This is a genomic window from Xanthomonas sp. 10-10 (genome assembly GCF_040182365.1).
In the GTDB taxonomy this organism is placed as follows: domain Bacteria; phylum Pseudomonadota; class Gammaproteobacteria; order Xanthomonadales; family Xanthomonadaceae; genus Xanthomonas; species Xanthomonas arboricola_F.
In genome coordinates this window covers 2,108,408-2,122,571 of record NZ_CP144460.1, presented here as the reverse complement: position 1 = coordinate 2,122,571, position 14,164 = coordinate 2,108,408, and the positions used below count along the sequence as shown (strand labels likewise).

At 63.8% G+C, this 14,164-nt stretch carries 7 protein-coding genes; 2 read left to right on the top strand and 5 right to left on the bottom strand.

Going from position 1 to position 14,164, the window contains the following annotated elements:
* Window positions 1-141: 141 nt before the first annotated feature.
* Window positions 142-2,214, bottom strand: coding sequence for a PAS domain-containing protein (locus VZ068_RS09025; RefSeq protein ID WP_349657454.1), 2,073 nt, complete (start codon window positions 2,212-2,214; stop codon window positions 142-144).
* Entirely contained in the window at window positions 2,201-3,715 is a 1,515-nt protein-coding gene (locus VZ068_RS09020; protein WP_259164926.1) for an ATPase domain-containing protein, read from the bottom strand. Before VZ068_RS09020 ends, VZ068_RS09025 begins: the two co-directional genes overlap by 14 nt.
* A gap of 290 nt (window positions 3,716-4,005) precedes the next feature.
* Here VZ068_RS09020 and VZ068_RS09015 point away from each other — a divergent pair, with 290 nt between their 5' ends.
* Window positions 4,006-4,350 carry a response regulator gene (locus tag VZ068_RS09015; protein ID WP_259154017.1) on the top strand — a complete coding sequence of 115 codons (345 nt, stop codon included), beginning with the start codon at window positions 4,006-4,008 and terminating at the stop codon, window positions 4,348-4,350.
* Window positions 4,351-4,510: 160 nt separating this feature from the next.
* On the opposite strand, the gene VZ068_RS09010 is transcribed toward VZ068_RS09015, so the two are convergent.
* Window positions 4,511-7,369, bottom strand: coding sequence for a PAS domain-containing protein (locus tag VZ068_RS09010; protein WP_259164933.1), 2,859 nt, complete (start codon window positions 7,367-7,369; stop codon window positions 4,511-4,513).
* Window positions 7,370-8,380: 1,011 nt separating this feature from the next.
* On the opposite strand from VZ068_RS09010, the gene VZ068_RS09005 reads away from it, so the two are divergent.
* A complete protein-coding gene (locus VZ068_RS09005) occupies window positions 8,381-10,492 on the top strand; it encodes a methyl-accepting chemotaxis protein (protein WP_349657453.1) in 2,112 nt (703 codons plus the stop codon).
* A 277-nt stretch (window positions 10,493-10,769) separates the two neighbouring features.
* Here VZ068_RS09005 and VZ068_RS09000 read toward each other — a convergent pair whose 3' ends face one another.
* Both VZ068_RS09000 and VZ068_RS08995 read right to left on the bottom strand, forming a co-directional pair.
* Entirely contained in the window at window positions 10,770-12,563 is a 1,794-nt protein-coding gene (locus tag VZ068_RS09000) for a methyl-accepting chemotaxis protein (RefSeq protein WP_349657452.1), read from the bottom strand.
* A gap of 306 nt (window positions 12,564-12,869) precedes the next feature.
* Complete coding sequence (locus VZ068_RS08995; RefSeq protein WP_349657451.1) at window positions 12,870-13,946, bottom strand: catalase family protein; 1,077 nt, start codon at window positions 13,944-13,946, stop codon at window positions 12,870-12,872.
* Window positions 13,947-14,164 lie beyond the last annotated feature (218 nt).

The window sequence follows — 14,164 nt, the reverse complement described above, 5'->3', positions numbered from 1 at the left end:
CACGCCGACGCAGCCGACCAGGCCAAAGCGCGGTGTGCGAGCTTGCCTGCGCAGCCCGCACCTGTGCTTGGATGAAGGCAGTCGACGCGGCTACCCAGAAACGTTGAGCCAGCACTGCGGCAGATGCCGCGCCTGCCTCGCTCAGGACGACGGCCCCAGCACCTCGTGCAATTTTCCACTGAACTCGCCCAGCGTAAACGGCTTGGCGATCATGCTCATGCCCTCGGCGAGAAATTCGCCGCGGTCGCGTGCGGTTTCCGCATAACCGGTCATGAAGATCACCGGCAGGTCGCGGCGCGACTGGCGCGCGATCTCGGCCAGCTGTCGCCCATTGAGCCCGGGCAGGCCGACGTCGGTGACCAGCAGATCGATCCGTCGCTGCGATGCCAGGATCGGCAGCGCGGCGTCGGCATCGGCAACCACCTCCGCCTCATAACCCAACTCGCCAAGCAGCTCGGTCACCAGCAGGCGCACCTGTTCGTCGTCTTCCACCACCAGCACCTGCTGCCCCTGCCCGGCTACCACTGCTCCGATCTGGGGCCCGGTCACCACGCTCTGCGCTTCCGCACCGGCCGGCAGATACAGGCTGACCGTGGTGCCTGCGCCCACCTGCGACTCCACCCAGACCTGTCCGTTGGACTGCTGCATGAAGCCATAGATCATCGACATGCCCAGGCCGGTGCCCTGCCCGATCGGCTTGGTGGTGTAAAACGGCTCGAACACGCGCTCCAGCACATCGGCCGGCATGCCGGTGCCGGTGTCGGCCACCGACACCACGACGTAATCGCCCGGCGCCAGGGTAATGCCGCGGCCAAGTTCGAGCCGGTGTTCGTCGACATGCAGATGCCGGGTAGCAATGCGCAACTGGCCGCCATCCGGCATGGCATCGCGGGCGTTGATGGCCAGGTTGATCAATGCGCTTTCCAGCTGGTTCTCGTCGACATACGCCTGCGGCAGCGCATCGCAAAGGTCCGCTTCCAGGCGCACCGACTCGCCCAGCGTGCGCGCCAGCAATTCCTGCAACGACAGCACCAGATCGTTCAACTGCAGATGCCGCGCCTGCAACGACTGCCGGCGCGAGAACGCCAGCAGGCGCTGGGTCAGTGCGGCCGCGCGCAAGGCCGACGCCGAGGCCACATCCAGAAACCGCCCAAGTCCCTCGGTGCGCCCCTGGTCGATACGCAGGCGCGCCAGATCCAGGGCAGACAGGATGCCGGTCAGCATGTTGTTGAAGTCGTGCGCAATGCCGCCGGTCAACTGGCCCACGGCTTCCATCTTCTGCGCCTGACGCAGCGCGGCCTCACTGGACTCGCGCGCCAGCATCTGCTGCTGCAGCTCGGCGGTGCGCTCGGCCACCTTGGCCTCCAGCACGTTGGCCTGCTCCTGGATCGATTCCATTGCCAATGCACGTGCGGTGATGTCGGTGGCAAATACATGAAACCCATCCACCTTGCCATCGGCATCCAGGCGCGGCATGTAGCGGATCTCTGCATCGCGGCGGCGTCCATCGGCATGCGGCCAGCTCGCTTCCACGGTCAACGCCTGGCCGGCCAGCGCTGCTTCGATCCAGGCGCGCCGCTCGGCCACGACCGCAGGCCCCATCACATCCACCAGCGGCCTTCCGATCACGTCCTGCGGCGGAATCCCGATCCAGTCTTCGTAAGAGCGATTGGCGAAGCGATACACCAGATGCTTGTCGATGAAGGCGATCAACACCGGCAACGCGTCGGTGACCCGGCGCAGCTCGGCTTCGCTCAACGCCAATGCGGCGCGGCCTTCGGCCAGCTCGGCCATCTGGTCGCGGATCACGAACTGTTTCTGTCGCGACCGCAACGCGTTGAAAATCGCGCTCAACAACGACGACGAACTCAGCGGCCGCTCCAGCTCGATGACATTGGTCATCTCGGCAGGCAAGCTCACCCGTCGACCGTGCTGGCTGCCGCGCGGCGCGCGCAACAGCACGAAGGGAATATCCGACCACGCCGCCTGACCCTGCAGGATCTGCTGCAACTGCTGCAGATCGCCGCGGACGGCTTCTTCGGTCAGCACCACCACGCCGGAACTGTCGAGCAGGTCGCCGGCCAGGGCCGCCAAGGCGCCATAGACCCGGCGCGTCAGCCCACGCTCACCAACGATGGCCGCAATACTCTCCGCATCGCGACCGAACGGCGCAATGATGTGGACGACCGAGCCATCCGCTTCACGGCTGGTCAAGCGCACGATCCAGCAACGGCGTGCCGTCTCCGACAAACTGCGGGGTGCCGGTCAGCACACCATGGAACTTCTCCAGCGGCTCGCTCAAATGCAGGCCGCTGCTATTGATGCGCATCTCGCGAATCGAATCCTCATGCGCGCCACTGCGGTTCTTGATCACCGACAGCGCCTTGCGGATCCGCCCTTGGGCTTCGAAGAAGCGGAACAAGATGACCGTATCGGCCATGTAGGAGATATTGAGATTGCCGGTCGACATCGTTCCCACCAGACCATGCTGCGGATTGATCAGGAACGTGGTCACGCCGCTCTGGTTCAGGTAGGACAGCAACTCGTGCATCTGCAGCATCAACTGCTTTTCCTGCGGCATCGACGACAGATAGCCGTTGAGGCTGTCGATCACCAGGATGCGGCAGTTGCGCATCTCCACGCTTTCGCGCACCGCCCAGGCGAACTCGCCGGGCGTCAGCTCGGACGGGTCCATCTGGTGCAGCTCCAGCATGCCCGAGGCCAGATGCTTGCGCAGATCCATGCCCAGGTTTTCGGCACGCGTCAACAACGTGCCGGTGCGCTCGTCGAACTGCAGCACGCAGCAATGCTCGCCTCGCTCGCAGGCCGCGCTGACATATTGCAGGGCGACATTGGTCTTGCCAGAGCCGGCAGGCCCGGTCAGCAAGGTGCTGGTGCCGCGCAAGGGACCGCCATGCAGCAGCGCATCGATACGGTCCACTCCGCTGGGCACCGCCTGGCCGACAAACGGGACGTGATGATCGGCCGCGATCAGGCGTGGATAGATCCGCATGCCACCGGTGACGATGGTGATGTCGTGATAGCCGGCAATGAAATTGACCCCGCGCAATTTCTGCACCTGCATGCGCCGGCGTGCCGCGCCGAAATCCAGCGTCATGCGTTCCAGCGAGATCACGCCGTGGCACAGGCTGTGCAGGTGCGCATCGCGCTGACCGTTCTCGTCGGTGAGGTCGTCGACCAGAAAGACGGTGATGTTGCGCGGTGCAAAGAACTGCTTCAGCGCCAGCACCTGCCGCCGGTAACGCAACGAATCCTGCGCCAACAGACGCAGTTCGGACAACGAGTCGAACACTACGCGGGTCGGCTTGACTCGATCGACCTCGGCCTGGATCAGCTTGATCGTGCCATCCAGTTCCATTTCCCACGGATGCAGGATGGACTGCTGGCGCCCGTCGCCGAGAAACGCTTCAGCCGAGGCCAGCTCGAAGATGTGCAAGGCTTTCAGCGACCATTCGTGCGAAGCGGCGACCTCGTTGAGCTCGTCGATGGTCTCGGACAAGGTGACATACAGGCAGCTTTCGCCCTTAGCTGCGCCATCGAGCAGGAACTGCAACGCCAGCGTGGTCTTGCCGGAGCCCGGCTGGCCTTCGAGCAGGTAGAGCCGGTTGGCCGGCAATCCTCCGCGGAGGATGGTGTCAAGCCCCGTCGTCCCGGTGGTGATGCGGTTTGCGATCATCGGCTTCACGTTTTTCATACCATTAAGTTAACACGCGCCCGCGATCGCCCGCTGCCAACGACTGAACTGATCAGCTTGCCTGGCCTGACCCACCGTGCCTGCGGGCTGCCTTTCGCCGCGACAGCCGTCGCTGTTTTCGCGGCGCGCCGTCCCGCAGGATCGGCACTATGCCGCGCGTCTTGCCGCCAGGTGTGACAACTCCGACACATTCGTCACGGGCGCACGCATAGCCTCGACAGTGAAGTAGGTCGCGTTGTTGCGATCGCTTGAGGATCGCGGTGAACGACGCACCATGTAACGCACGCATTCTGTTGGTAGAAGACGACGACGCCATTCGCGCGATGACTGCGGATATCCTCTGCGATGAGGGTTACCAGGTCGTGGTATCTGCCGACGCCGAACAGGCCATGGAGCAGCTCACCATGGCCTGCCCGTTCGACCTGCTGCTGTCCGATATCTGCCTGCCAGGCATGAACGGGCGCGACCTGGCAGACAATGCACGGCGCTTGTACCCCGCGCTGCCGATCATTTTCATGACCGGCTATGCAGGCGTCAGCGCCAAGCGCACGGATTTTCTCGATACCGGCATGCGCTTGCTGACCAAACCGTTTTCATTGCGCGACTTGCTGGGCATCGTGGAGACGGCGCTGTAACCGGGCGCAGCCGCGGCGATCCCAAGCGCTGCAAGGCCAGCCCATAGCGCGCGCTGGCCGGGCGATGGCAAGCACCGCACCTGGCGCTTGATACGGGCGTCAGCAGCCCGGCTGCCCGCCCGATGCCAGCGGCGGCGGTGCTGCCGACACTGCCGACGCATCATGACACCTGCCGCGCCAGCAACTGCAACACGCGCAGCTTCAGCTCGGCCGCCAGGAACGGTTTGGTCAACACTTCCATACCGTCGTCCAGCTGCCCAGCGCCTACTGCCGCGGTTGCCGCATAGCCGGTCACGAACAACACCGGCAGCGTTGGCCGGTATTGCCGGCCGGCATCGGCCACCTGGCGCCCGTTCAAGCCGCCGGTCAGGCCGACATCGGTGACCAACACATCGATCGGCTCCAGCGAGCGCAAGCGCTCCACCGCGACGCTACCTTCGGCCGCTTCGATGACGTGATAACCGGCCTCGGTGAGCACCTCGGAAATCAGGGTACGGATCGCGATTTCATCCTCCACCAGCAACACGGTGCAACTGCGTACGTCGGCGCACTGCAGCTGTTCCGGTGCTGCCACGGCATGGTCCTGCGCATGCGCGCCAGTGAACCGCGGCAGATACAGCGCCATGGTGGTGCCCACGCCCACTTCCGAATCGATACGCACATGGCCGCCGGACTGCCGGGTAAACCCGTAGATCATCGACAATCCCAGACCGGTGCCCTGCCCGATCGGTTTGGTGGTGAAAAACGGCTCGAACACCTTGGACATGACCTCGTCGGTCATGCCGGTGCCGGTGTCCTGCACGCTCAGGCAGACGTAATCGCCAGGCGGCAGATCCAGCGGCAGCGCCGCAGCCGAATCCAGCGAGCGGTTGTGCAGGCTGATGGTAAGTTCGCCGCCGTCGGGCATGGCATCGCGCGCATTGATGCACAGATTGAGCAGCGCGTTCTCCAGCTGCGGCGCGTCCACCAGCACCTTCCACGGCTGCGGCGCCGGCGTCACCTGCAAGGTGATCGATGGCCCCAGTGTCCGCGAGATAATCTCGCGCATGCCGTGCACCAGGGCGTCCACTTCCAGGGCACTGGGGGCCAGCGTCTGCCGGCGCGAAAATGCCAGCAGGCGTTGCGTCAACGCGGTAGCGCGCGCGGCGCTTGTCTGCGCCATTTCCACATAGCGTTCCAGCCGGTCGTACTTGCCCTGCTCCACGCGTGCCTGCAGCAGCTCCAGCCCCACTGTGATGGAGGTCAGCAGATTGTTGAAGTCGTGCGCCAGGCCACCGGTGAGCTGCCCGACCGCCTCCATCTTTTGACTCTGGCGCAGTTTTTCTTCGGCCAGCAGCAACGCCGCACTCCGCTCGCGCACGCGTTCTTCCAGGGTCTCGGTCAGCAAGCGCAGTTGCTCTTCGGCCGCGCGTCGGTCGCTGACGTCCGAGGCGGTGCCGAACCACTCCTCGATCCCGCCCTGCGCATCCAGCAACGGCACTGCACGCAACAGCGTCCAGCGCACCCGCTGCTGTCTGTCGAGCACGCGCAGCTCCAGCTCCAGGGCAGCCTTGTCGCCGATCGCAGTATCGATCGCTTCCAGCAACGGCGCACGATCGTCCGGATGAATCCATTCCTGCTGCCAGTGCGCATTTGCCGGACGACCATCGTCCAGCAAGCCGTCGCCCGCATGCAGGCGCAACGCACTCCAGCTCGCAGTGGCGGAAAAGATCGCTTGCGACGACGCGCGTACCAAGGCGTCCAGCCGGCGCTCGCTTTTGATCAAGGCCTCGCTGGCCAGGCGCTCGGCGGTGCGGTCGCGCAGCACTTTGACAAAGCCGATCGCCGCGCCGGTTTCTTCGCGCAGCACCATCAGCGACCCATTGGCCCAGAACCGCTCGCCGGATTTGCGCATATGCCAGCGCTCGTCCATGCCGCTGCCGCTTTCCAGCGCTGCAGCGGCTTCGATGAGAATCTGGTGATTGGCCACATCTTCCGGAGTAAACGTGCGCTCCAGCGATTGCCCGAGCATCTCGGCCTCGGTCCAGCCCAGTATGCGGCGCGCACCTTCGTTCCACGAGGTTACCCGGCCGCGCATGTCGGTGGCGATGATCGCGTAATCCATGACGCTATCGAGGATCTGCCGGTTGCGCACCTCCGCCTCGCGCACGGCGCGTTCCAGGCTGATGCGATCGGTGATGTCCAAGCCTTGCACGAAGATACCGGACACCGTGCCGTCGGCGCCGGCAATCGGTTGATACACCAGATCCAGCAGATGTCGCTCGGTCGGCCCACCCGGCACTGCCTGGACGTCGTACACCAGCGCGTTGGCCGTGTACGCGCGCCCGGAGCGATACACCTCATCCAGATGGCGCAAGTGACCCTGCTCCAGCGCATCCGGCAACGCTTCGGCGAGCGGACGCCCGATCACGTCGCGGTGTCCGATCAGGCGCGAATAACAGGGGTTGGCAAACTCGACGCGATGCTGCGGCCCGCTCAAAAACGCCATGAACATCGGCGCCTGCTCGAACAAGCGGATCAAGCGCTCATGCTCGTCGGCCAACCGCGTCTGCGCCAGCTTGCGCGCAGTCACCTCGTTGGTCACGCAGAACGCGCCGCCGATACTGCCATCGTCCAGATAGATCGGCGAAAACGAGAACGTCCACCAGGTGTCTTCCGGCACACCGTAGCGGTTCATGGCGATCGGCACTTCCTCAAAGCGCGAGGCGTCCCCGGCAAACGCCGCCTCGATCGGCGCACGCACCGCCTCCCAGGCATCGGCCCACAGCTCGCGCAGCGGCGCGCCCAGTGCATACGGCTGACGCGGCCCGAGGATAGGCGCATACGCATCGTTGTAGAAAAACGTCAGCGCTTCGCCCCACACCACGTACATGCTCTCTGGCGAGGTGAGCATCAGGCTGACCGCGTTGCGCAACGGTGACGGCCACTGCTCGCTCGGCCCCAACGGCGTGCCAGACCAGTCGTATGCACGTACCGCCTGCGCCATGGCGCTGTCGCCATACGGAAATGCAGCGATCATGCCGCGCGCATCCGCACGGCCACGCCATGCAGGTCGCCTGCACAAGGCAAGTGTGTCGCCGCACCGTCTACGCCCTGATGATTGTTCACCCATCCGTGCATCTGTGCCAAACCGTTATTAAAGAGCCCGAGACCGCGCGGCGCATCGCCAGGAAGCACGATCGACCGCCCACACCACTGTCATCATCCAACGCGCGGCAGGCGGCGTCCATACAGCCACTCGCTGCCATGGCGCCACGGTACTGCGCCGCGTGTGAGGACGTGGGTTAGCCGAGGGCGACGTGGTGCGCGACTGCCAGCCCGCGCCGCGCGGCGGGCCTGTCCGCCGTGCGGATTGCCTGCGTGGCGCCCTCAAGTCCCTAGTGCACCTCACCCGTCCATTGCTCGCGACGTTTCCTCGGCGCCTTCAAGATCGGAAGGTGTCGGTTGTCCTTGGCATGCTTGACCGCCCCAGGTGCGTCATGGGAGAGCCGCTGATCGGCGCCCGGCTGCGGGGCCCTTGCCCGCCCACCGCTACGGGACATGGCGTGAGTCCGCCATGGAGCTCTCAAGCGCCGAAGCCAACGGAAGCAGCATGTTCGCGACGACTCGCTGGACCAGCAACGGCCGCGCCGCCGCCCGGGGTGCGTGCCGACAGGCACATCGCGCCGCTGTGCTGGAAATCAGGACGCGTATATCAAATATGCACGCGACACGTACCGCAGGAACTACCGCAAACCATGCCTGCGTCGCCGCCGCCACTGCATCGGCGCCCTGCAGGGCCCCGTTCGCCATCTTGCTGCGCACGTCCAACGTCGCCCGCTCGATCCCATGCATGCGCATCCGCAGCGCGATCCAACGGCGCCTGAATGCCGGATGCGCGGTGCGTACAGTTCCAGTGGATGAGGTCGCTAACGGACGAGGCGATACACGATTGGGGTAGCAACGCAGCCCTGTCGGAGGCCTCCCTGCTGTCCCGCATCCCTGCCCATGCCGGGATTCCCCCCGCCCTCCGGATCACCGATCTCCTCTTATGCACACCCTCTCCGACCTGCGCATTGGCCAACGCCTGTCCCTCGGCTTTCTCGCGATCATCATCCTGATGGTGATCCTTACCGTGGTGGGCATCCAGCGCGTGCGCAGCATCGACCGGCAATTGACCGCCATCAATGAAGTCAACAGCGTCAAGCAACGGTACGCAATCAATTTCCGTGGCAGTGTGCATGACCGCGCAATCGCCTTGCGCGATGTCGTGCTGATGGATGCGCCGGCTGACCGCCGCACTGCGGAGCAATCGATCGACAAGCTGGCCGCCGATTATGCCCGCTCCGCCCAGCCGCTCGACGACATGATCGCCGCCTCGACAGACGCGCAGGAAAAAACAATCCTGCAACAGATCAAATCCATCGAGCAGCGCACCCTGCCATTGATCGCACAGGTGCGCGCATTGCGCGACGCGTCGGACCGGCCGCATGCCGAACAACGCTTGCTGCAGGAAGCACGCCCGGCCTTCATTGATTGGCTGGCCAGCATCAACGCCTTCATCGATCTGCAAGAGCACAAGAACCGCCAAGCCGCCACGCAGGCCGTCGCCACCGCACGTGGCTTCGCCATGCTGATGGTGATCTCCACCGTCATCGCACTGCTGCTGGGTGCAGCGATTGCCTTGCTGCTCACCCGCAGCGTCGTACTACCCTTGCGTCTGTCATTGCAACTGGCCGAGCGCATCAGCGCAGGCGACCTCGGCACGGCCGATACCACGGCAGGCAAGGACGAATCCGGCCAGCTATTGCGTGCCATGCAGCAGATGCAGCGCCGCCTGCGCGATGTCATATCGGCGCAACGCACCATGGCGGCGCGTCACGACGCCGGCCAGATCAGCTATCGCACCGACGCGCAGCAATTTCCTGGCGAGTACGCGCACATGGTGCAGGACACCAACGCGCTGGTGCACGCGCATGTGCAGACCCAGTTGCGCATGACCGAGGTCATGGGACGCTATGCAATCGGTGACCTGACTCCGGAAATCGAACACTACCCCGGCGAAAAAGCTGCCATCACCACCACCATGCAGCAGGTCAAGCAGAACCTGCGCGCCATCAACGCACAAATCCACGCACTGACCCAGGCCGCATGTGCTGGCGACTTCGCGCTGCGCGGTCAACCCGAAAAGTTCGAACATGATTTCCGCCTGATGGTGGACAACCTCAACACCATGATGGCCACCGCCGACAGCAACCTGGCCAAGTTCTCCGAGCTGCTGCGCGCCATCGCCGACGGCGACCTGACCGTGCGCATGTCCGGCAACTTCCATGGCGTGTTCGCCGCCATGCGCGACGATGCCAACAGCACCGTGCATCGCCTGACAGACATCGTCAGCCAGATACAAACGACCTCCAACAGCATCGGATTTGCTGCCGAGGACATCGCCAGCGGCAATCAGGAACTGGCGCGCCGCAGCGAACAACAAGCCGCCAATCTCGAAGAAACCGCAGCCTCGATGGAAGAGCTGACCTCCACTGTCAAGCAGAACGCCGAGCACGCTGGCCGCGCCAACCAGCTCGCACGCGGCGCCGCCGCCATCGCATCGGAAGGACGCGATGTGGTCGGCCAGGTGATCGATACCATGTCCGGGATCGAAGCATCGTCCAGGCGTATCGCCGACATCATCTCGGTCATCGACGGTATCGCTTTCCAGACCAATATTCTGGCGTTGAATGCAGCGGTCGAGGCCGCACGCGCCGGCGAACAAGGCCGAGGCTTTGCCGTCGTCGCCTCCGAAGTACGTACCCTCTCGCATCGCTCATCCGATGCCGCCAAGGAAATCAAACGCCTGATCGACGATTCGGTACAGCGCGTGGCCGATGGCTCGGCCCTGGTGCACAAGGCCGGCACCACCATGGGCGAAGTCGTCACCAGCGTGCAGCACGTCACCGACATCATGGGCCAGATCTCCGCCGCCTCGCTGGAACAGGCCGGCGGCATCGAACAGGTCAATCAGACCATCGCCCAGATGGACGAAACCACCCAGCAAAACGTGCGCCTGGTCGAAGCCGCAAGCACCGCCGCGCGTGCGCTGGAAGACCATTCCGTGCAACTGACCCGCGCAGTGGACGTGTTCAAGGTCAAGGCGACGATGATGTGAGTGCGTGAGCCATCATGGGATGAGTGGGAACAGGATCAGGTTCATTCATAAAATGCACCTGACCCAGCTCTTTCCGATGGAAAATCCAGAGAGTCTCAGTCGCGACGGGATCGCGCATTGGCATCGCTCCTGCTGGATGAAACATCCCAGGCGATCGGTATGGAGCGGGCGCTTTTTCAGGCCGAGCTTAAAAAACCGCCGAATGCATTCCGGCTTTCAGCGCACCGCCCTGCGTCCGGCGTCACCAAGTCGCAGGGCGGCGGACTGGCTGCATGCGTTATGCAGCCAATGCGAGCTTCGTCTTGCCGGTGGCGCTGCGTGAGCTACTTGCAACACTTTCCACCAAAGCGGTCGCCTGATCCTCAAGTGCACGGGCCGACGATGCCATGGTGTCAACAAGAGCGGAATTCTGTTGCGTCGCTGCATCCATCTGCGAGATGGTTTGATTGATCTGCTCGATGCCGGCGCTCTGCTCGTGACTGGCCGCCGCAATGCCGCTCATGATGTCGTTGACCTGCCGCACCGAGGAAAGCAGTTCTTCCATGGCCTTGCCCGCCACGTTGACCTGCTCCGCGCCCTGCCCCACCTTCGCACCCGAATCGGCGATCAGATCGCGAATCTCCTTGGCAGCCATGGTGCAGCGCTGCGCGAGGCTGCGCACCTCGGATGCAACGACCGCAAAACCACGTCCCTGCTCGCCCGCCCGCGCCGCTTCCACGGCCGCGTTCAGGGCAAGGATATTGGTCTGGAACGCGATCCCGTCGATGACGGTGATGATTTCGCCGATCTTCCGCGACGATGCCTGGATCGCCGCCATGGTGCTGACGACACCATTGACCAGCTCACCGCCATGCAATGCTGTCTCTGCGGCCTTGCTCGCCAGCGAGTTGGCCTGACGCGCACCTTCGGCATTCTTGCGAACGATGCTGGTCATCTCCTCCATGGAACTTGCAGTCTCCTCGAGGGCAGACGCCTGCTGCTCCGTGCGCCGCGACAGGTCATCGTTGCTGCGCACGATATCGCCTGCCGCACTGCTGAGCGTGTTTGCCACCTCGCCCAGCTGACGTCCGGCTTCCACGTCCATCAATGCTCCAACCGCGCGCAACGGCGTGCCATCGACGGCGCGCTTGGTCAGGCCGCGTGCGCGGAACCAGCGGTACTGGCCGTTCTTGAGCTGCAGGCGGTACTCGATATCGAAGTTGGTGCGGCCACTACGGTCGTTCAAGTGCGCCGCGAAGGCGTTCAGAGAACGCTCCTTGTCTTGCGGGTGCAGCCGTGACGCCCAGCTATCGAGCACGTTGGGAAAGTCCTGCTCGGACTCGAAGCCGAGCAGATGGCGGAACTGCTGCGACCACCAGAACTCGTTGTTCGGATTGATCGGGTCACCCGCGATCACGCTCATGTCCCACAAGCCATCGCTGAGCATCTGTGAGCCGAGCTCGAAGCGCGTCAGCGTGATGTCGAGGAACTGCTCCCGCTCGCGGCGCTCGGTGATGTCGGTGAGCGAACCCGCCACACGGAGCGGCACGCCTTGCGCATCGCGCTCGGTCGTGCCGAATGCGCGGAACCAGCGATATTCGCCGGATTTCAGACGCAGGCGGTTTTCGACGTCGTAGGGGGTTCGACCACTGCGATCGGCAAGGTGCGCCGCAAAGGCATCCAGCGTCGGCTGCTTGTCATCCGGGTGCAGGCATGCGACCCAACTGTCCAGGACATTGGGAAAATCCTGTTCAGAGGCAAAGCCCAGCAGCCGACGCATCTGCGGCGACCACCACACCGGGCTGTCGGGGTGGCTGGGATCCCCGGCAATGACACCAATATCCCAGAGCCCGTCGGTTGTACCACTGGCGACTAGGTCGAAACGGCCCTCCAGATGGCGCAACGCGGTGGTCGCGTCTTCCGCCTCGGCCTTGGCCAAATCACACTCCTGCTGGGCCGCATACAAGCGCTCGGCCATTTTCTTGAGCAGCAGAGCCGATCCGTTATTGGGCCACTGCGCACTGCCACCTTTCAACGTGGCATCAACCGCCTTGGTCAGTGCGTCCACCTTGCGGCTGTCGGAGAAAAACATAGCGGCCTCTGCTGCTTGCGTTGGGGATGCGTCCCTAGCGGCAGCGGTCGGCCGTTCTTGATGGCCCTTTTCCGATCCACCACCCTGGGTGAGTCGAGCATTCAGCTAGACAGCAGCAGCCTCTGTGGATCGAGTCCGCTGTCTGCTACTCCTCGCCAAACGCGGCGGCGGTCACCTGGCACGCCACGCTAATCGCCGCAGTCGCTCAACGACTAATCAAAATCCTCGCCTGGCAGCTGCGATCCGGAGCACTCCGGCCCCGCGGTTACAGACGTGCTGCACGACACAGACACGCAGCAAGAACAGCTAGACGCCAGTCGGCTCGTGGATCGGGCAGCGATTGAACTCGGAGCGGAATCGGCGCGAGGCTGCCATTACTATACGGCGCGCCCGGTTGATCGCACCCAGCGGCCGATGAGCGGCCAGGGCATGCCACGGCGAGAAGGCGATACGGTCTTCCAGCTGCTGCGAGTTTTTTCCGTCCCATCCGGCCTGGCGCTCGACCACCACGCGCGCGACCGCCACAAAGGGGCTGATGGATTGCGGCCACTCTATCGACGCATCCTCGACCGGCATCTTTTCCACATCCCGGCACAGCTGCACGCGCAGCTCCCACTCGGCCGGGCTGTCCAGGGTGCTGATGGCGTGATGGACGGCCTCGCGTTGCGCGTCCTGGGAGTCGCCGACTTCCCGACCATCGAGTTCGAGGAGGTTTCTGGACACCGGCGCCAGCGAGAACTTGGCGATGTAACGCCCGTAGAGATACGGCACCTGCGAGAAAAACGTTTCGCCCAGCGGATGAATCTGCGGTTGCCCGCCAATCTGCTTGATGCTGCCGCTTCCCCCACCGATCTTCTCAAGCGTGTTCTCGACACCCCGAAGCACTTTTGAAAGTGCGGCCTTGGCGCGTGGCGCCTTTTCCGTAGTCGCCGCAAGAACGCGAAAATTACGCAAGAACCCATCGGGACCAGGGGTGGTGAAGGAAGGGCCATTGACCATCAAGAAATCCTGACTGTGCTTTTCGTCTCCACCCTCGACGCGCTCACCGCTGACACCTAACACCTTCAACGCCAGGGCACGCGGGGTCGAGACAGCATCGCTCAGCTGTTCGGCAGGTGGCGATGACAGGCGGATGTAAGCATCGTATTGCCCAGTCCCTGCGAACAACCCTTGCCGCAGCTCTTCGGGCAGATCGTTGAAAACGGTGAGCCTGGCGGTGAACAGGCCTTGCCCTTTGGCATGGACTGCGCGGTATGCATGCCCTTCCTTTTCAGCCACGGTCGTTGCCATGTCAACGAACAGCGCCTCAAGCGAACGAATGGTTTCCTGCTCGCTGACGCTGGGCGTTTCCAGATCGGGGCGATATTCGACGGGCGCGTTCATGAGGTTCCTGGCTTTATGGCTGGTCAGGCCAATGTGCTACACCCGCTGTTTACGCTCCGTCGAAGTCGAGGAGAGTCAACTGTCGAGGGGCGCACGTCTACTCTGCCCAGCCCTTCCAATGGCACTAGCCGACAGGCGGGTGATCCAGCCCCGCCCCCGCAGTCCTTTCGCTCTCCGACTCGCAGCGGTCGCTTCCTTGAAGAACGCCGGCACCTGGT